Below are 19,091 nucleotides of genomic sequence, written 5' to 3' on the forward strand. Positions count from 1 at the left end.
GGCTTTGCGTTCAAAGCTGACACAGACGTGATCAGGGTCGTTTTGGCGTACGCGCGAACGGCCTTATTCGGCGAAGGTGACGGTGACGCCCTTCTTGCGGAAATAGGCCTGCATGGTCTTGCGGCCGGCGCGGTTGTTCTGCGCCAGGCGGGTGGGCTCGACCACCGCCTCCTTCTTGCCTTCGGCGGCGAGGGCGGCCTTCAGCGTCTTGATATGCGTGTCGATCTCGGCATTGTCGTTGGCAAGCGAGGCATAGATCAGTTCGAGGGCGTCGCTGACAGTGGTCAAGGCTGAAATCTCCGGCGTGTTTCGCCTGCCTCTATCGGGTTAGGGGCGGAAGTGCAAGGGGAGGGGATTATTCGCGAGGCAAGGATTCCCAGCCAGCGTTGCGGACGTCCTCATCGGAAGCTTCGGCTATATCTTCCCACGCGAAGTCACGCCGTCCCTGTTCAAAATCGAAATTGCCGCGCCCGTTTAGTATCGCGACCGGATCATCCCAGGCGCTTTCGCATTCTTCGCATAGCAGGAACAACCTGCCTGTTGCCGCCTTCACGATCAAAAGCCGGCCTTGCAGGCAGTCGGGGCAATAGAGCATTCAGACGTTCCGGTTTGAGTTTCAGGCGACAAAGGCGCGCTTCAAGGCGAGGGCTGTGTCGAAAAAGACCTTTGCATCTTCCGGCGAAGGAAATATCCGCTTGGGAACGATATGGATTACGCCCTCGCGGGTAAAAAAGAGAATGAGCAGGGGCGACTGGGCCACATATTGCAGTTCATCCCAGTACCTGAAGTGTTCAAACCCGATCGTGCGCGTGGCGACGCCGGCTTCGCTGACCGACAGCGAAAAATCCTGAAGGTAATGCCACGACGACGTGAGGGCCTTCCACCGGGCGCGCCGGCGTAAAATCTCTTCGATTAGAAAACAGGGAGCAGCAACGGCGAGCATACAGGCCAGCGTGGCCGCCAGATATATGGGCGCCGGATGCAGAGCCTGCGGCACACTGCGCCACTGAGCCGAAAACCGGATGACGAATGCTAGGACAGGGGGCACCACAAGGGCAGAGGTCGTATAGGAACCGATAGGGGGCAGGAGTGACCCGCGGCCTTCGCCGCGGTATTTGAGAAGCGCCTTCATGTCTTCCGCGGACAACTTGTAGGCCGGGGTCGCAAGATTGACGGCCTTCGCCGCCCGCCGAAGCCCGTCGTCGACGATGTTACGCGCGATGACGCGAAAGAAGCGGTAAAATTCGCGGGGTTTGTAGAGAGAGCTGCGGACGACAATGGCGCCTTTTCTGGACCTGACCACGACCGTATTGCCCCTGAAGTCCAGCCGGGCGTCCTTCCAGGCAATGAACGTCGATCGTTTCCCGACGCCCTTACGGATGCCTTCCGACGACACGACGACATCCAGGCCCGGGATTTCCAGAATGAAATAGAATGCAAAAACGCCGGAGACGCAGGCGATGCATTCCCAGAAGTTGACAGGATTTTGTGTCCGCCAGTGGGTCGGATTCCAAACGACAAGCGCCAGAAGCATGAGGATCAAAGCCGCTGCAACGTACCCCACCATATGCAATTGCCGGCGCGGAACGACGGCGTCTTCGCGCCTGACTGGGATCGGATAATGTTCAGCGGCCTTGGCGGGCATGGTGACCGGGCCCAAGTTCCACCGGCCCGCGTCCGGATGGCCGCGCAGATAAGCCTCGAGCTCCGGCCCGATGTCGCGATCGGTGAAGAAGGCGTAGGTGCATGAGTCTGCGTACGGCCAGGGGCCGCCGACGCCGTACCAGGGCTCGACGAGCATGTAGGCCAGCGCCTTGCCCGCCTTGCGCACGGCGACCGCCGGTGGATCGCGGTCGGCTTCGGCCTTGATTTCCCATTCGGACATGTAGTCGGAGAGCGGCCGTTCCTTTTGCCCCAAGTCTTCCCACTCGTCCCCGGCCATGACCTCCGCGTCGGCATCGTAAGCCGATAGAAAGGCGGCGATCGCCCGAACCATCGCCGGATCGGCCGTGGTTTGCGGGTTGAGGTCGTTGTCGCCGTGCTGGATAACGCCGAATTGGTGGGGCAGCCCGGCCGTCGTCACCGCCTTCGGGTAATTCCAGCGCGTATCGGTTCCGGCAACGAAATAGATGTCGAACACAACGTCCCCCTGACCGCATCCGTGCGGCCAGGATAGGATAATTGCGGTCCCGGCGCTACTTTTTCTTCCCAGCCGGAATCACCTGCACTGGATGATTCAGCCCGTCGAGCGTTGTGGCGATATAGGTTTTGAAGCCGTCGAGATCGCGCACGCCGGATGCGTCCTGCACCCAGGTCTCGCTGAAGGCGTAACGCACCTTCGACGCGTCTTTAAACGTGACGAACAGGGTCTGGCCGTCGTCGTTGTAGCGCGTCGCCACGGCCTTTTCCGGGAAGAAGAGGACGATGCCGAGGTTATCTCCCGCCAGGCTCTGCTGGCCCCAGGTGGCGATATAGCCCCAATCCCCGGAAGCCTTGTCCGACTTCAGAATCGTCATGTCCTTGTGGTGGACGATGCCGGCGGCGACCGCACCCGTCATGCCTGTGCCTTTCGCGTCGACGAAGGTCACCGCCGAACCCGAATGGATGCGGTAGTGCGTGACGAGGTTCGCCCTGCCGCCGTCGAAGCCGAGGTTTTCGACGGTGGCCAGGGCACTGACCGGACCTTCGCTGGCGACGTGGCCGACGACCTGGTTCGGGCCGACCTGCGATGCCTTGCCATTACGCACCTCGCCTATGCCGCCCATGCCCAGCGATTGGTCGACCTGGAAGATGTCCTGCCCCCAGTCGGCCATTTCGTGATAGTTGGCGACGCCCTGGCCGATCGATTGCAGGATCGGGCGCGGCAGCTTCTTGCCGTAGATGTCGGTGACCGAGCGTTCGTCGAGATAGAGGCGGTAGGCTGCCTTGTCGCTTTCCCAGCCCAGGCCCTCGAAGGCGATCAGGCCGTCATGGATGAAGTGGCCGGCCGGGACCTTGTAATCCTTTTGCAGATGGAAGACGCCGCCCTTCAGCACATTGTTGTCCATCTTGCCGCCGTCTTGGACGTTGAGGATGGCCTGGGTCTGCAAGGGCAGGGGTGCGCTCTGCGGCACGAACTGCACGGTGGCGCGGGCGTGCGCCTGCATCGGCAGGACGAACGACACGGTGGCTGGCTGGCCACCGGCGGCAGGGTTGTACTGCGCGGCATAGATACGCCCGCCGCTGATCACCGACCAGTTGCCGGCGGTGGCGCCGATGCGCCCGGCGGGGACGGCGACATAGGCATCCGGCTGGTCGTGCGAGGACGGGTTTTCGATCGTGACGCCGGCCTTCAGCGGCGCGACGGGCGACAGGTTCAGGTCGGCCACGGCGGTCGCCGCCAGCAGGACGGCGCCAACGCCATAGTGCTGGGTGTCGTCGTATTCGACCGCGTCGGGGCGGTCGCCGACCGGCTGGACATAGCCGACCTTGCCGTCAGGATGGACGGCGCGCGCCAGGGCCGCCCAGCCCTTGCGCACAACCGGCTCATAGGTGGCACGGTCGAGCAACCCGGCCTTGATGCCCCAGGCAAAGCCGTAGGTATAGAAGCCGGTGCCGCTCGATTCCGGCAGGGCCGTTTCCGGATCGCCGAGCAGGGACGGCGCCCAGTAGCCGTCCGGCTTCTGGATCGATTTCAGCTCGACGGCCATGTCCTTGAAGATGACGGCCATGCGGGCGCGTTCTGGATCGTTGTCGGGCAACAGCGCCATCATGCGCGCCAGGCCGGCGAACACCCAGCCGTCGCCGCGCGACCAGAACACCTTTTTGCCGTTGCTGTCGCGGCGGTCGAAGAAGCGGCTGTCGCGGAAATAGAGGTGCTCTTGCCTGTCGTAGAGCAGGTCGGTCGTTGCCTGGAATTCGCGCTTGGCGAAGTCGGCATATTTCGGATCGCCGGTGACCTTCGACATTTCAAGCCAGACCGGCGGCGCCATGAACAGGGCGTCGGCCCACGACCAGCGGTCCTGCGACGGCACGCTGCCGTCGGGACCTTGCACGAAATGCAGGTCGACGTCTTTGTGGTTGGCCAGGATCCAGTCGAGGCGCGCGCGTAACGGCGCGATATCGGCGTCACCGCCGCCATGCTGCGCGGCCCACAGATAGGCCGTGCCGATGGTGAAGTCGTCGGCGTGGAAGGGGCGCGCGCCCGGTTGCCAGCCATTGTCCTGGCCGCGCTGGCGGATGGCGGCGGCGAATTCCGGGTTCTGGCTGTGGTCGGCCAGCGCCGCCAGGCCGACGAACAGCGCGCCCTGTTCCCAGCCGCGTGCGTCCGGCATCGCCTTGACGGAGCGCGGATGCTCGCCGCGCGCCAGGGCCTTCAGCTGCCAGTCGCCGGCCTTTTCGGCCAGGGCGATGACGGCCGCCGGCGTCCACGGCACGGCGTCGGCCACGGCGACCGACGGGGGCGGCGTGGCGGGGGCCGCGAACGCGAGGGCAGGGGCAAACGCAAGCAGGCTTGCGGCGGTCACGAGCGCCGTCTTCAAAAGCATGGGAGTCTCCACCGGGTTGTTTTTATTATCTAAGCTCGGCGAGCGAAACGCCCGCCATGTCGTCGTAATCGAGATTGTCGCCGCCCATCGCCCAGACGAAGGTATAGGCCGAGGTTCCCGCGCCCATATGGACCGACCAGGACGGGCAGATGACGGCTTCCTCGTTCTTCACCACGATGTGGCGCGTCTCTTCCGGCGTGCCCATGATGTGGAAGAGGCGCTCGGCGTCGTCGAGGCCGAAGTAGAAATAGACTTCGGAGCGCTGTTCGTGGCGGTGCGGCGGCAGGGTGTTCCACACATTGCCGGGGGCGATTTCGGTCAGCCCCATCAAGAGCTGCGCCGACGGGCAGGTGTCGGGCGTGATGAACTGGTAGATGGACCGCGCATTGCTGTTGCGTTCGCCGCCGCGCAGAAGCGGCGCGATGGCGCTGCGCGGCAAAAGGCGCGTGTCGTGGCGGCTGTGGGCCGGCGTGCTGGCCATGTAGAAGCGCGCGCCCTGGCCGGAAAAGGCGACGTCGCGCGCCCCCTGACCGACATAGAGGGCGTCGAAGCGTTCAAGCCTGTAGTCCGCGCCGTCGACGCTGACCGTGCCCGCGCCGTCGCCGATATTGACCACGCCCAGTTCGCGGCGGTCGAGCAGGGCCGCGCCGTCGCGCTGTTGCGGCAGGCGCAGGCGGCCCGAGTCCGGCGCCGCGCCGCCGATGATCATCCGCTCCTGATGGACGTAGGACAGGTTCAGCTCACCCGGCTCGAACAGGTTCTCGATCAGGTAATGCCCGCGCAATGTCGCGGTATTGGCGCCGTCGAGCACCGAAGGCGGCGTGGCGTAATGGGTGGATTTGAACATCCGCGCCTACTTCAGCTCGGGCGCGACGGCATTGAGCGCGGCGCGCACGCAGGCGTCGGCGTCGGCGTGCGGCACGTCGGCGACCGCGAAGCCGCCGAACACCTTGCCGTCCTTGTGCAGGGGCAGCGAACCGGCGTGCGGATTATAGAGGTCCTTGTGTGCGGCAAGCTCGGCGGCAAAGGCCGTGTCGGTCTTTTCGCGCGGTTCCATGTCCGAGCCTGGCGCGTCGAAATGCGCCGCGGCGGCGGCCTTCAGGGGCGCGGCCACCGGCGGCTTGGGGGCGCCATCGGCGCGCAGCAGGACCTTGAGGCGGCCGTCGCTGTCGACCACGGCGGCCGAGGCGGACAGGCCCTTGGCATGACAGGCGTCGAGCGCGCCCTGGGCCAGCCTGAGCGCCAGCGGGAGGGCGGGACCGGGGACCTCGGTATAGGTGACGGGGGCCGGCTTGTCCTCGGCCAGGGCCGGGTTCACGGCCAAACAGCCCGCCACGGTAACGGCGTACAAAAACCGGCGCATACGACCCTCCATCTGTCTTTCCATCGGCGTAACACATAAGGATACGGCGTTCAAGATAGTGAAACGGTCGTCCCGCTTTTATCCGTCGCGTGGACCGGTCAGCCGGTGAAGCCCAGGTCGCGGCTGATGGTCAGGGCCGTGTCGCGGACATAGCCGCGCAGGGTGTCCATGCGCGCCTCGTCCATATATTGCTGGGCGCTGGACACGCTGATGGCGGCGATGACGCGGCCGCCCATGTCGCGGATGGGGGCGGCGACGCAGCGGATGCGGTCCTCGTTCTCGTCGAGGTCCAGCGCATAGTCCTGGGCCTTGTAGCGCTTCATCACCTCGATCCACGACTTCAGATCGTAGCGGTAGTTCGGCTGCTCGCGCGCCTCGCGCTGGTAGACTTCGCGCCAGTAGTCCTCGTCGGTGTCGAACAAAAGCACCTTGCCGAGTCCGGTCGGGCGAATCGGCTGGCGTTCGCCGATGACGCAGCGCACCTGGATGCGGCGCGTGCCCGGAATCTTGTCGATATAATGGACCTGGTTGTGATCCAGCACGCCCAGGTTCACCGTGTCGCCGGTATCGGCCGACAGCTTGAGCAGGTGCGGGTGGGCCACGCGCGTGATGGTGATCTGCTGCGAGGCGACCCAGCCGAGTTCTAGCAGCTTGGTGCCCAGGCTGTAACCATCCCGCGAACTGAGGTTCAGGTAGCGGCCTTCGACCAGGGTGGTCGCCAGCCGGTGCACCGTGCTCTTGTTCAGGCCGAGCGACCGCGAGATGCGCGCCAGCGTGTTGTCGCCGCGCGCGACGCGGTCGAGCACGTCCAGCCCGCGCATGAGCGTAAGGGCGCCGGTCGCCGAGCGGCTTTCGGTCTCGGCGGCGGGTTCCGGAGCGCTGTCAGGCTCGGGCGGGAATTCGTTGGTCAGTCCATCCATGGCGCGAATCTATCCCCCGCCGGGTTTAACTTCAAGCGGAGTCTTGAAACGCCGTTTCAGGCAGCGCGTACATTATTGCGACGCCGCTTCGGCGCTCGACGGGGCGGCGGCATCGTCGGGCGCAAGCGTGTCTCCGGAACGCGGCAGCAGGGGCGCGAACAGGATCAGCGCGGTGACGACCAGGCCCGGAACGCCAACGATAAAGGCCCAGAAGCGCATGGGGATGAAGAACAGGCTGCCGGCGCTGCGTGTCACGACGTAGCGCTGGCCGGTGTCTTCGTCGACAAGCCGGCGTTTCGGGCCGCGGCTCAGCGCCTTGGCGGTAAACCAGATGAACAGCCCGGCCAGGATCGAGATGGAGCCCGTCCAGGCCACGACGACCAGGTATTTCGGGACGCCCAGGGCCTGCAGACCGAACGCCAGCAGGCTGCCGGCGATGACGGCCGCAAACACGAGCGGTACGACCAGGAAGCCCCAGCCGCGCCAGATGATGATCCAGAACATGAAATTGCCCCTCCCCAGGATGCGATGCTCTTTCTGACCACCTATATGAAAGCCTGTCAACGGGCCTGGGCGGGGCAATAAAAGACTGGTCTGCCATTGACGGAAAGTGGTCGGACCAATTAAGGTGACTGGAATTGTTTTTGCAAACGCTGCCCGTTCTAAAAAAGAGATGCCCATGACCGCCCCCGCCGACCGCAACCTCATGGTCCAGACGATGCGCTGGTTCGGACCGTCCGATCCGGTCAGCCTTGCCGACATCCGCCAGGCCGGCTGCGAAGGCGTGGTCACGGCGCTGCACCACATTCCGAACGGTGAAGTGTGGACGGTCGCGGAGATCGCCAGGCGCAAGGCCGAGATCGAGGCCCACGGCATGGTGTGGAGCGTCGTCGAAAGCCTGCCGATCCATGAAGACATCAAGACGCAGGGGCCGCTGCTCGACCAGTGCCTTGAAAACTATCGCATCAGCATCGAAAACCTGGCGGCGTGCGGCATTACGACCGTCACCTACAACTTCATGCCGCTGCTCGACTGGACGCGCACCGACCTGAACTATGCCTTGCCCGATGGCGCGCGCGCCCTGCGTTTCGAGGCCGTGGCCGTCGCTGCCTTCGACATCTTCCATATCCAGCGCCCCAACGCCGCCGCCGACTATGCGCCCGAGCTGGTGGAGCGCGCCCGCGCCCGCTATGAAGCGATGAGCGAGGCGGAGCGTGTCCAGCTGGAACGCACCATCATCAAGGGCCTGCCGGGCAGCGAGGAAAGCTTCGGCGTTCCGGAATTCCGCGCCGCGCTGACGACCTATGACGGCATCGGCCATGCCGAACTCAAGGACCACATGGTGCATTTCCTCAAGGCCGTGTGCCCGACGGCAGACGCCGCCGGCGTAAAGCTGGTCGTGCACCCCGATGATCCGCCTTTCCCCATCTTCGGCCTGCCGCGCGTCGTGTCGACCGAAGCCGACCTGGCCGACCTGTTCGAACGCGTGCCCAACGAATCGAACGGCCTGTGCTTCTGCGCCGGGTCGTTCAGCATCCGCCCGGACAACGACCTGACGGCGATGATCGAGCGCTTCGGCGGCCGCATCTATTTCACCCACCTGCGCAATACGCGCCGGGAGAACGACGCCACGGGCAACGCCATCGACTTCCACGAATCGCCGCATCTCGACGGATCGATCGACATGTTCTCGGTGATCACCGCCTTGCGCCGGGCGTCGATTCGCCACGACCGCCGTATTCCCATGCGTCCCGACCACGGTCACCAGATGCTGGACGACCTGCACAAGCGTACCAATCCCGGCTATTCCGCCATCGGCCGCCTGCGCGGCCTGGCGGAATTGCGCGGCCTGGAAATGGGCATCGCACGCGCCATGGCCGCTGCATAAAAGGCAAAACAGCACCGTCGGCTTCCACGCGATATTAACGGTCGCCTGCAATAAATCTTTTGTGATTTCACCCGGTGATTGCACGGATTTAGGCTCTGGCCTCCGGGCATCGGGGTCAGGAAAGACAGCATGGAAGCGGACGTGCCCGGCTTATCGGCGCAGCATACCCAGACGACCTGTAGTGTCGCACAACTGTTGAGGGCGAAATGAGCGTCGTCCGCACGGAAGCCGATTATGCGCCCGGCGCCCACAATACTCCTGCGAAAATCCTCCTGGTCGACGACCGGCCGGAGAACCTGCTGGCGACCGAAGCCCTGCTGAGGCCGCTGGGCGCCCGAATCATCACGGCCGAGTCGGGCGAGGCCGCGCTTGGCCATGTGCTTGAGCACACCTTCGCCATCGTGCTGCTGGACGTGCAGATGCCGGGGATGGACGGGTTCGAGACGGCGCAGCTGATGCAGACCCGGCCGTCCATGCAGGGCGTGCCCATCGTCTTCGTCACCGCCATCAGCAAGGAAGACCATTTCGCGTCGCGCGCCGCCGGCCTCGGCGCCGCCGACTATATCTTCAAGCCGATCAATCCGGACATCCTGAAGAGCAAGGTCAAGGTCTATCTCGATCTCTACCGCCAGCGCGAGCAGATCCTGTCGCTCAACGGCACGCTGCGCCAGTCCAACGAGGAACTGGAGCGCTTCGCCTATGTCTGTTCGCACGACATGCAGGAACCCGTGCGGATGATGAACACCTATGCCGGTTTCCTGGCCGAGGACGCCGCGGGCAAGCTCGAGGAAGGCACGCTGCAATATGTGCGCTATATCCGCGAAAACGCGGTGCGCATGCAGAAGATGATCCGCGACATCCTGACCTTTTCGCGGGTGGGGCGCGAGGAACTGCACCTTGAAACCGTGGACAGCCAGAAAGTCCTGGACGAGGTGCTGCACGAGGTCCGCGATATCATCGAGGCCAAGGGCGCCATCGTGACCTCGGGCGCCCTGCCGATGATCGAGGCCAGCCCCACGCTGTTGCGCGTCGTGCTGCAGAACCTGGTCGGCAATGCGCTGAAATTCCACGACGGCAGCCGGACGCCCGAGATCAACGTTTCGGCCCGCCGCGCCGGCAGCCGCGGTGAACCGATGTGGCGTTTCGACGTAAAAGATAATGGCATCGGCATCGATCCGGCCTTTTCAGAGCGCATCTTCACCATGTTCCAGCGCCTGCATCGCTCAGAAGACTATCCGGGGACCGGAATAGGCCTTGCAACCTGCCGCAAGTTCATAAGATTGTGCGGCGGCGACATCGTCTTTTCGTCGACGCCCGGCGTGGGCACGACATTCACCTTTACGTTGCCCGACAAGGGGAGGCCGCAATGATGCCGAAGGGGGCACTTGATATTCTTCTGGTCGAGGACAATGAGGGCGACGTCGAGATGACGCGGCGGGCGCTCAGCCGCGCCGGTACGCCGTGCACGCTGTCGGTCGCCAACAACGGCAACCAGGCGCTCGACTACCTGCATGGCGAAGCGACCGGCGGCCTGCCGCCCAGCCGGCCCGACCTGATCCTGCTCGACATCAACATGCCGCGCATGGACGGCAAGACCTTCCTGCGCACGGTCAAGCACGACGAGAGCCTGAAGGCCATCCCGGTCGTCATGTTCACCAGCTCGGAATCGCCGACCGATATCCGCGAATGCTACGAAAGCTATGCCAGCGGCTATGTCGTCAAGCCGTTCGACGGCCGTCAGTATGCCGAACGCCTGGACCAGGTCGTGAATTTCTGGGGCAGGATCGGCGAACTGCCGAACGCCTGAGGGCAGCTCTTTACCGTTCCTTAGTTTACGCGCACGGTAACTGCCACTGCGTCCTGAATCGAAAAGCGCTAGGATGATCACTCAGTAAGGAGTGCATCATGCGTATCAAACTTCGCGATATGGCCTATACGGCGGGCATGGCGGCGGGCGGAGTCATTCTCTACATTCCGGCGGCCATCGGCTTGGTGGTGACCGGGGTAATGAGCAAGCGAAAGCGTGCCGAAAGCCGGTATGACTTCGACGGCATAGACGAGCTTCTGTGCGTACCTGTCGCCAAGCATCGCAAGACGGACCTGTGGGCGCAGCTGAAGCTTGCCCAGTATTTCACCATCGTTCCCGGCATCGCGGCGGTGCCGGGCGGCTGTCAGGCTTTCAGCCGCCCGTGTCTGCACTGACGCTTGCGCGCCGGCCAGCGAGGAAGGCTGACGATTACTCGTCAGCCAGGGAATGAATGAGGTCGAGGATCTTGCGGCGGCGCTCTTCGTTGCGGATGCGCGGGAAGGCTTCGGCGAGCGCCAGGCCTTCGGACGTTCCCAGGAAGTCGGCCGGCGCCACGTCCGAACCGGTTTCGGCGCGGTCGGCGGTTCCGTCAAAGCCTTCGAAGAAATAGGACAGCGGCACTTTCAGCACCCGGGCGATTTCGTAGAGCTTGGACGCGCTGACGCGGTTGAAGCCGCGCTCGTACTTCTGGACCTGCTGGAAGGTCACACCGACGGCGGTCGCCAGTTCGGTCTGGCTCAAGCCCAGGAACCGGCGGCGAAGACGGACACGGCCCCCAACGTGAACGTCTACCGCGTGCGGGGTTTTGGAATCGATTGTATTTGTACTCATAAACCTACAGTCACTCTCGCTGACGCCAGGGGTGGCGTGTACAGAACCGGGACGAATTCCCGGCCCACACAATCTTGGTGCGAAGAATATGCCGCTATTGGGGCATTTCTGTAATTTAACCGACTCAGATTCAGTTGCTATTGATTTTATTGAGTTTTAGGCGCGGCGCAAGGGGGAGATGTAAAGCATGGTGACCGCGCAACCGGACGTTATGGTGTCTCGCGGCGGAACAACCGTTATCTGAAATTTCAAAATGGGATGCGGGCGAAAGCCGCGGGACGGTCAGACGTCCGCCAGGCGGTGTCAGGAGGGCGCTCCCGCCACCGCCGGCTTCGCAATCGTCGGGTCACCGCTTGAGGTCGGCATCCAGTGCCGCGAACAGACCGGCGCGGTCCAGGGGACGGCCGATACGGCCGCGGCAATGCCAAACAGGCATGACCCGCGCCCTTCCGCGGAAGGCCGGTCCCGGTATGCCGATGATCGTCGCGGCATGGAATAAAGACAATGATTTTCCGCGTGCCGATTTCTTCAGGCGGCGGCAAAATCGCGCTATGGCGACGGTTTGCCGGGGGCCTTGCTCCGGTCCTGGTCCAGTATCTCGTCATCGTCGTCATGGACGTCGACGACGCCTTCACCCTTCAGCGTGCGGACGTCGACGGCCTGGCCCATCCGGCTTTTCGGGAGGGGCTCGACGGACACGGGGATTTCGATGCCCGCATTGTACCCGTCCTTTTTCAGGCCGTCCGGCGTCTGGCGCTCTTTCGTTTCGCCGGCCATGGTCAGGCGCCGCGCGGGGTCGCCTGGCGGGCGGCTTGGGTGACTTGCGACGCCGCGTCGCTGGCGCGCGAGACCATGGGCTCGAACGTCTTGGTCAGACCGTTGACGAACTGGCCGTAGATGTCGGCCATGGTGGTCAGGTTGGTCTGCATCTGCTGCAGGGCGCTGGCCTGCAGGTCGACCACGTCCTGCAACGACTTCACGCTGAGCGCGCGCTGCGACAGGGCGTTGTAGTCGGCCAGCGACCGGCTGTAGGCATCGGTGATGGCGCGATTGACGTCGCTCATCGCGGCCGAAGCGGTCTTGCCGGCTTCGACATAGGCGTTGACCGCCTGGGTGCCGAACTCCATGCCCTGGTTGGCGGCGCGCTGGGCCTGGCGCACGCCTTCATTGCCGGCGCTGGTCGCCTGGTCGAGGGTGTCGCGGGCGGCGGAGGCCGCCGTTTGTGCAGTTTTGGTCGTGGTGTCGGCCATTGTCTGGGATCCTTCCGGCGGCTGGGGAGGCTGCGCACGCAGCTGGAGAATCTTGTACGCCAAGCCGAATAAGGATTTTGCGCGCATGGGACGGCGAAAAATAAAGAATTTCTAAGGGATGCAGGCGGGATTGGACTTTGCGGCGGACCTGATTTACCAAAACAAAAAACAATATTTGGGAGAGTCGCCGTCATGACCGTCAGCCGTCGCCATTTCGCCCTGTCCGCGGGCGCGTTCGCCTTGGCCGCCGGGCCCGCATTCGCCAGAGCGTCGGGCAAGGCCAAGGCGTCTCCCGCGCCGAAAGAGGTCCAGGCGCGCAGCCCCTTGCTCAGCTATGAAGGCCGGACCGCCGACATGGGCGACGGCACGGTGCGCGCGGGCTTTCCGGGCGTGGTGCTGCGCACGCGCTTCGATGGGACGAAGCTTACCCTCAAGACGGCGGCGTCGAGCGACAACCTCTATCTCGACATCAGCGTCGACGGCGGCGCGCCGAAGATGGTGCACCTGGCCAAGGGCGCGCAACAGCTGGTCGCCTTCGAAGGGACGGCCGGCACGCACACGGTCGAGATCGCGCGGCGCAACGAAAGCTGGGAAGGCGTGTGGGACATTGCCGGGGCGACGGTCGAGGGCGGCGGGTTCGTGACGCCGCCGGACCTGCCGGCGAAAAAGCTGATGTTCATCGGCGACTCGATCACCTGCGGGGCGGCCTGCGACGTGGCGCGCGACGATCCGCGCGAAGACATGACGGTCAACAACGCCCAGAAGACCTATGCCAAGCTGCTGGCGAAGCGTCTGAACACCCAGGTCCATCTGGTGTCGTACGGCGGGCGCGGCCTGATCCGCGACTGGCAGGGCATCCGCGACACCAATAACGCGCCGCAATTCTATGAGCGCGCCGCGCCGGACGAGGCTGGGCCGCTGTGGAATCCGGCGAATTATGTCCCCGACGCGATCGGCATCATGCTGGGCCAGAACGACTTCAACCAGGGCATTCCCGACCAGAACGAGTTCGTCAACGCCTACGTCGAATTCGTCGAAAAGGTCCGCCGCGACGCGCCGAAGGCGGTGGTCTTCCTGATCGACACGCCGATCGCCACCGACGACGCCATCCCCCGGCGCACCGTGCTTCAGGCCTATATCGACGAGGTCGTGCGCCGCCTGCGCTCGCCTCTGGTCAGCCACGCCAATATCAAGCACTATGCCGGGCGCCCGGCCAACGGCCACCCGATCGCCGAGGACCATATCGGCATCGCCGACGAGCTTGAGCCGCTTTTCAAAAAAGCGCTGGGTTAGGGCGGGTTAAAGCGTACAACAGACGATACACAATAAAACGGGTGGGACACGCTATGAAATGTAATCGATTTCTCCTTTCGGCTGCCGTTGTGGCGCTGAGCCTCGGCGCCATGCAGGCGAGGGCGCAGGACACCAGCTATCCTTTTCGCAATCCTCAGCTTCCGGCGGCGCAACGCATCGACAACATTTTGTCGCTGATGACGATCGACGAGAAGATCGACGCGCTCAGCACCAACAGCTCGGTGGCGCGGCTGGGCATTCCCAGCTTCGGCAGTTCCGAAGGCATCCACGGCGTCGTCCAGCGTGGCAATGAAAAGCGCGGCTGGGCCTCGATCCCGACGACGCAGTTTCCGCAGCCGCCCGGCATGGGCGAGACCTGGGACCCCGACCTGATCCGCCAGGCGGCCGGCGTACAGGGCTATGAGGCGCGCTACATCACCCAGTCGGAAAAGTACAAGCGTCCGATCCTGATGCAGTGGGGTCCGCAGGCCGATCTTATGCGCGATCCGCGCTGGGGCCGCAGCGAAGAGGTCTACGGCGAAGACCCTTTCTTCAACGGCACCATGGTCCAGGCCTATGTCCGCGGCCTTCAGGGCGACGATCCGAAATACTGGCAGGCCGCGTCGCTGATGAAGCACTTCCTGGCCAACAGCAACGAGAACGGGCGCGGTTCGTCGTCTTCGGATTTCGACGAGCGCGAATTCCACGAATACTATTCCGTGCCCTTCCGCATGGGCTTCGAAGCCGGCGGCAAGGGCGTGATGGCGTCGTACAATGCCTGGAACGGCACGCCGATGGGCGTCAATCCCGTGCTGCAAAGCCTGGTCATCGACCAGTGGGGCGCCGAGGTCATCTCCAGCGACGGCGGCGCGGTCAAGAACCTGGTCCAGCTCTACAAACGCTATCCGACGCAGGAAGCGGCGGTGGTGGCCTGCCTGAAGGCGGGCATCAACCAGTTCCTCGACACCTATAAGGACGAGTTGCACGCGGCCCTGAAGGACGGAACGGCGACGGAAGCCGATATCGACGCTGGCCTGCGCCGCAAGTTCGCCGTGACGCTCAGGCTCGGCCTGCTCGATCCGCCGGAAGGCGTCGCCTACAACAAGATCGGTAGCGGGCTTGAGCCGTGGCTGGGTGATCACGACCGGGCCGTGTCCCTGAAGGTAGCGCTGGAGTCGGTGACCCTGCTGAAGAACGATCATGCCGCCCTGCCGCTCGACAAGGCCGCGCTGAAGTCAGTCGCGGTCATCGGGCCGCTGGCCGACAGCGTGCACTGGGACTGGTACGGCGGCTATCCGGCGGCTCTGGTGACGCCGCTGCAAGGCATCAAGGCGGCGGCCGGGCAGGGTGTGGCGGTCAACTACGCCGCCGACAACGCGCAGGACGCGGCGGTCCAGGCGGCCAAGGCGTCGGACGTGGCCATCGTCGTCGTCGGCAACGACCCGACCTGCGGGCCGAACATGGCGCACGACTGGACGAATGACGGCACCAAGCCGTGCGCCGATCCCGGCGACGGCCGCGAAGGGCGCGACCGCGAGACGCTCAGCCTGGCCCAGGAAGAGCTGGTCAAGGCGGTCTACGCCGCCAACCCCAGGACCATCGTCGTGCTGGTGTCGAGCTTTCCCTACACGATCAACTGGACGCAGGACCACGTGCCGGCCATCCTGCATATGACGCACGCCTCGCAGGACGAGGGTACGGCGCTGGGCAAGGTGATCTTCGGCGCGTACACGCCGGGCGGCCATCTGACCGAGACCTGGCCGGCGTCGATGGACGCATTGCCGCCGATGATGGATTACGATATCCGCCACGGCCGCACCTATATGTATGCCAAGGGCAAGCCCTTGTATCCGTTCGGCTTCGGCCTGAGCTACACGACCTTCCGCTATTCCAACCTGAAGGCGCCCAGGGGGCTGGCGAAGGGCGGATCGATGGTCGCTGACGTCGATGTGACCAATACCGGGACGCGCGAAGGCGACGTCGTCGTCCAGCTCTATGTCCGGCATCTGAAGTCGAAGGTCGAGCGGCCTGAGCGGGCGCTTGCCGGCTTCCAGCGCGTCCATGTCGAGCCGGGCAAGACGAAGACCGTGCATATCACGCTCAAGGCCAGCCAGCTGGCCTACTGGAACGTGGCCAAGCAGGCCTTCGAGGTCGAGGCGGAACCCGTAAGCTTGCTGGTCGGGGATTCGTCGGCCGATACGCCGCTGAGCACGACGGTGACGGTGAAGTAGGTTTATTTCGGCGTTTGTGAAGCCGACGGCTTGCCCCTTCCGTCTGGATCGGCTTGACGCCGACCCAGCCACCTTCCCCGCTCCGCAGGGAAGGAATTAAAGAAATCTCTTCCTTCCCCTTTTAAGGGGAAGGTGGCGCGAGCGGAGCGAGTGACGGAAGGGGGGAGCGTCGATGACACGCGCGCCGAAATTCGAACCTATTCCTCTTCCGCCTCAACCAGGCGCGGCTCGGACTGCAGGACGTGCTCGACGGCCTTCAGGAAGCTGATCATCGTAAAGGGCTTGGCCAGGGTCTCTTCGGCGCCGGCCTCGCGCGCGGCAGCCAGCACGTGTTCGGCGGTAATCTTGTCGTTGACCGCGCGCGACATGGCGACGACATGGATGTGCGGAAACTCTTTCCGCACCTGCCGGGTGCCTTCGATGCCGCCGATGCCGGGGATCAGCACGGCGGTGACGATGACGTTGACCGCGCCCAGGTCGTGGTCGAAAAAGGCGTCCTCCATATTGGCGGCGGCCTTCACCTTGTAGCCGACCTGAGCCAGCACGGCGCACAGCTCGGCGCGCAACTCCACGTCCTGCTCTATCACCAGCACGCAATGCTGGCGCTGACGCTTGCGGTGCCAGGCGCTGACATCGGCGATGACGGCCTTGACGCCATGCGATTCCACCGGCTTGAGCAGAACGAAATCCGCGCCGAAGTTCAGATAGTCATGGGCGGTCTCGCCGCGTTGCCCGCGCAGCATCATGGCGGTGATCGGCGTCGTCGGGGCGGCGGTGCGCAGCTTGTCGACAAAGCTGCGGAAATGCGCGCCGTCGATATAGGAATCGACCAAGATCATGCGGTAGCGCGTGCTTTGCAGCGTCCGGATCGCGGTGGCGGAATTGAAAGTGAGGGACGAGGTCCAGCGTTGCTCGTGCAGCAGTCGCGCCGCGTGTTGTGCGTGCGGCCTGTCGTTATCCAGAACAAGTACGCTCCCGAACATAGCGGGCGTGGGCGACTGTCCCGGCATGGTCTTTATACCTCTGGCCGGAACAGGTGTGGTCGTGGCCGTGGCATTGCCGCCTCCCTGTTGTCCTTCAATTCAAGCAGACAATTATTAACAACTGCTTTGATTTGTAAAGGGCGGGGTGGGTGTACTCTTTTGACCGTGCGCGAAGACTTGGTGCTTAATGCGCGTTAACCGTGAATATTGGTAATATGGGGCCGTTTTCGGGGGCGTGAATTCTAATTTTACGGGAATTAAGAGCTGGGCGCCTTTCGCTGGTAGGTAGAAGAGAGCCTTGTCTTCCTAAGCGCAGTTGTTAGACGTCAAGCGACGAATGAAACCCTATCAAGGCAGTGGACATGACGCCAGACATCGACGCGCAGTGCATTCGGATCGTTCGGAAGCTCAAGGCGGCCGCGGCGGCGGATCGGACGTTCGCCGTTTTTGGCGCGGAGAGTCATCGTTATGCTATCGGTCCTAAGGTGTCCGAGGCGCAGATACGCGCGTTTGAAACCGAGCACGGTATCGACCTTCCCGCGCATTACCGGGCTTTTCTGACGCAGGTCGGGAATGGAACGCCTGACCGTAATGGCCGGTCGGCGGCGGGCCCATTCTACGGAATTTATCCGTTCGGAGCGAAAATCGACGCCTTTGTTTACAAGCAGAATGGCCATCTCCGGGCGCAGCCTTTCGTCAACCCTGATATGCCGCAGTCCGAATGGGACGAAGCGGCGAAGCCCCTCGATGCGGACGATATCTCCGACGATGATTATGCCGAAGGCAACAGACGCCTTTTCGGAGGTCTGCTGCCGATTGGGCATCAGGGGTGCCAAAGCTATCACGCCCTCGTCCTGCAAGGTCCGAACGCAGGCAGGGTCGTAAATGTCGACGTCGACCGATACCTGCCGCAATTCTGTTTCGAAGCAAACTTCCTCGATTGGTATGAGCGATGGCTGGACGAAATAATATCCGGGATTGCGACGAAAGACGGGCCGAACTGGTTCGGCTACTCCATGGGCGGCGATGACGAGCACCTGCTGACGGTTTTCAATTCGACGGACAAAAGGAGCGAAAAATCGGCCGCTCTCGACGGTTTTGGCAAGCTGACGTCGATATCCGCGAAAAGCGTGGATGAGATGGTCCGGATTGCCGCATCCGATGATCCGGATTTTCGTCGCAAAGCCTTTTTGATACTGGCTGAATTCGCCTATCCTCAAGCGCACCGCTTCCTGCACGACCATCTGGAAGGGGACGAGGGGCAGCAACTGACGGCATGCCAGGCCATTCATTGGTACGCCAAGGACCATGCCGCCGAATGGGTTGATCGCGTCGGACCGATTGCCGAAAGCACTAGCAATGTCGAGCTGTTCCGATTTGCGAGTTACGTCCTGGAAGCGTCGGGCCGCGATTGCAGTCGCTACCTTGTGCCTGCGGCGTCACATCCGAATGAAGACATACGGGGGGCAGCCCTCTATGCGATTGGAAAAAGCGTTCAGGCTCCGGACGCGATCGATGCCCTTTTGAGGGGCTTGAGCGATGAATCTCCAAAGGTGGTTCATGCCGCGCTTCAAGCGCATAAGAAGGCTTTAGACGACCGTTTCATCGCGGCCTATGCGTCGATCGCCCGCCGCTTCAAGATCGATGAGCATTATATTCACGCCAACCTGGGGCATCATTTGAAGGCGATTGGATACGACAGCATTCCTGCGTTCGTCGCCGATTTCGAAGCTGGAAAAGTTCCCCGGCGGAGCTTTTGGTCGCGGTTGCTTGGGAGAAAATCGTAATTGTACCTCCCCGTCGCGTAGCGATGGGGAGAGGGGACCGCCCGAAGCGTTAGCGAAGGGTGGTGGTGGGGTTTCTTGCTTTCTTTGCCCCGGTGAGGCCTGGAAAGTAAGTAAGAAACCCCACCACCACATCTCTCTCGCCCTTGTTTCACAAGGGCTCGCTCGTGCGGTCCCCCTCCCCATTTTCTTCGAAAACGGGGAGGTACAAGAAA

19 protein-coding genes are annotated in these 19,091 nt (G+C 63.3%); 7 read left to right on the top strand and 12 right to left on the bottom strand.

What is annotated here, in order from left to right; translation table 11 throughout:
• Positions 1–63: 63 nt before the first annotated feature.
• The 8 genes from AB8717_RS06430 to AB8717_RS06465 form a co-directional block, all read right to left on the bottom strand.
• Positions 64–288, bottom strand: coding sequence for a hypothetical protein (locus tag AB8717_RS06430; protein ID WP_443750209.1), 225 nt, complete (start codon positions 286–288; stop codon positions 64–66).
• 67 nt (positions 289–355) lie between these two features.
• On the bottom strand, positions 356–595 hold the full coding sequence (locus tag AB8717_RS06435; RefSeq protein WP_443750210.1) for a hypothetical protein: 240 nt from the start codon (positions 593–595) through the stop codon (positions 356–358).
• 21 nt (positions 596–616) lie between these two features.
• Positions 617–2,140: a YcxB family protein gene (locus AB8717_RS06440; protein WP_443750211.1), complete on the bottom strand. Its 1,524-nt coding sequence runs from the start codon at positions 2,138–2,140 to the stop codon at positions 617–619.
• A 55-nt stretch (positions 2,141–2,195) separates the two neighbouring features.
• On the bottom strand, positions 2,196–4,526 hold the full coding sequence (locus AB8717_RS06445) for a glycoside hydrolase family 88 protein (RefSeq protein ID WP_443750212.1): 2,331 nt from the start codon (positions 4,524–4,526) through the stop codon (positions 2,196–2,198).
• Between the two features lie 25 nt (positions 4,527–4,551).
• The gene (gene kduI, locus AB8717_RS06450; RefSeq protein WP_443750213.1) at positions 4,552–5,373 is read right to left on the bottom strand and encodes a 5-dehydro-4-deoxy-D-glucuronate isomerase; all 822 of its coding nucleotides are present in this window, start codon (positions 5,371–5,373) and stop codon (positions 4,552–4,554) included.
• A 6-nt stretch (positions 5,374–5,379) separates the two neighbouring features.
• Positions 5,380–5,889: a heme-binding protein gene (locus AB8717_RS06455; RefSeq protein WP_443750214.1), complete on the bottom strand. Its 510-nt coding sequence runs from the start codon at positions 5,887–5,889 to the stop codon at positions 5,380–5,382.
• A gap of 98 nt (positions 5,890–5,987) precedes the next feature.
• Positions 5,988–6,809 carry an IclR family transcriptional regulator gene (locus AB8717_RS06460; RefSeq protein WP_443750215.1) on the bottom strand — a complete coding sequence of 274 codons (822 nt, stop codon included), beginning with the start codon at positions 6,807–6,809 and terminating at the stop codon, positions 5,988–5,990.
• A 72-nt stretch (positions 6,810–6,881) separates the two neighbouring features.
• Complete coding sequence (locus AB8717_RS06465) at positions 6,882–7,313, bottom strand: hypothetical protein (RefSeq protein ID WP_443750216.1); 432 nt, start codon at positions 7,311–7,313, stop codon at positions 6,882–6,884.
• 175 nt (positions 7,314–7,488) lie between these two features.
• Between AB8717_RS06465 and uxuA the strand changes: the two genes are divergently transcribed.
• The 4 genes from uxuA to AB8717_RS06485 all read left to right on the top strand — a co-directional run bounded on the left by uxuA (position 7,489) and on the right by AB8717_RS06485 (position 10,899).
• Positions 7,489–8,697, top strand: coding sequence for a mannonate dehydratase (gene uxuA / locus AB8717_RS06470; protein ID WP_443750217.1), 1,209 nt, complete (start codon positions 7,489–7,491; stop codon positions 8,695–8,697).
• A 206-nt stretch (positions 8,698–8,903) separates the two neighbouring features.
• A complete protein-coding gene (locus tag AB8717_RS06475; RefSeq protein WP_443750218.1) occupies positions 8,904–10,067 on the top strand; it encodes a sensor histidine kinase in 1,164 nt (387 codons plus the stop codon).
• A complete protein-coding gene (locus AB8717_RS06480) occupies positions 10,064–10,504 on the top strand; it encodes a response regulator (protein ID WP_443750219.1) in 441 nt (146 codons plus the stop codon). Before AB8717_RS06475 ends, AB8717_RS06480 begins: the two co-directional genes overlap by 4 nt.
• Before the next feature lie 98 nt (positions 10,505–10,602).
• Positions 10,603–10,899 (top strand): hypothetical protein, encoded by a 297-nt coding sequence (locus AB8717_RS06485; protein WP_443750220.1) that lies wholly within the window; start codon positions 10,603–10,605, stop codon positions 10,897–10,899.
• A 34-nt stretch (positions 10,900–10,933) separates the two neighbouring features.
• On the opposite strand, the gene AB8717_RS06490 is transcribed toward AB8717_RS06485, so the two are convergent.
• The 3 genes from AB8717_RS06490 to AB8717_RS06500 all read right to left on the bottom strand — a co-directional run bounded on the left by AB8717_RS06490 (position 10,934) and on the right by AB8717_RS06500 (position 12,585).
• Positions 10,934–11,245, bottom strand: a complete 312-nt coding sequence (locus tag AB8717_RS06490) for a helix-turn-helix domain-containing protein (protein ID WP_443750221.1) — start codon at positions 11,243–11,245, stop codon at positions 10,934–10,936.
• 639 nt (positions 11,246–11,884) lie between these two features.
• Positions 11,885–12,112, bottom strand: a complete 228-nt coding sequence (locus AB8717_RS06495; protein WP_443750222.1) for a hypothetical protein — start codon at positions 12,110–12,112, stop codon at positions 11,885–11,887.
• A 2-nt stretch (positions 12,113–12,114) separates the two neighbouring features.
• A complete protein-coding gene (locus tag AB8717_RS06500) occupies positions 12,115–12,585 on the bottom strand; it encodes a phasin family protein (RefSeq protein WP_443750223.1) in 471 nt (156 codons plus the stop codon).
• Positions 12,586–12,777: 192 nt separating this feature from the next.
• Between AB8717_RS06500 and AB8717_RS06505 the strand changes: the two genes are divergently transcribed.
• Positions 12,778–13,878, top strand: a complete 1,101-nt coding sequence (locus AB8717_RS06505; protein WP_443750224.1) for a GDSL-type esterase/lipase family protein — start codon at positions 12,778–12,780, stop codon at positions 13,876–13,878.
• 89 nt (positions 13,879–13,967) lie between these two features.
• Complete coding sequence (locus AB8717_RS06510) at positions 13,968–16,109, top strand: glycoside hydrolase family 3 C-terminal domain-containing protein (RefSeq protein WP_443750225.1); 2,142 nt, start codon at positions 13,968–13,970, stop codon at positions 16,107–16,109.
• A gap of 197 nt (positions 16,110–16,306) precedes the next feature.
• Here AB8717_RS06510 and AB8717_RS06515 read toward each other — a convergent pair whose 3' ends face one another.
• Positions 16,307–17,119 (bottom strand): response regulator, encoded by an 813-nt coding sequence (locus AB8717_RS06515; RefSeq protein ID WP_443750226.1) that lies wholly within the window; start codon positions 17,117–17,119, stop codon positions 16,307–16,309.
• A 335-nt stretch (positions 17,120–17,454) separates the two neighbouring features.
• Between AB8717_RS06515 and AB8717_RS06520 the strand changes: the two genes are divergently transcribed.
• Complete coding sequence (locus AB8717_RS06520) at positions 17,455–18,879, top strand: HEAT repeat domain-containing protein (protein ID WP_443750227.1); 1,425 nt, start codon at positions 17,455–17,457, stop codon at positions 18,877–18,879.
• Positions 18,880–19,091 lie beyond the last annotated feature (212 nt).

Source organism: Asticcacaulis solisilvae (assembly GCF_052327315.1).
Lineage (GTDB): Bacteria > Pseudomonadota > Alphaproteobacteria > Caulobacterales > Caulobacteraceae > Asticcacaulis > Asticcacaulis solisilvae_B.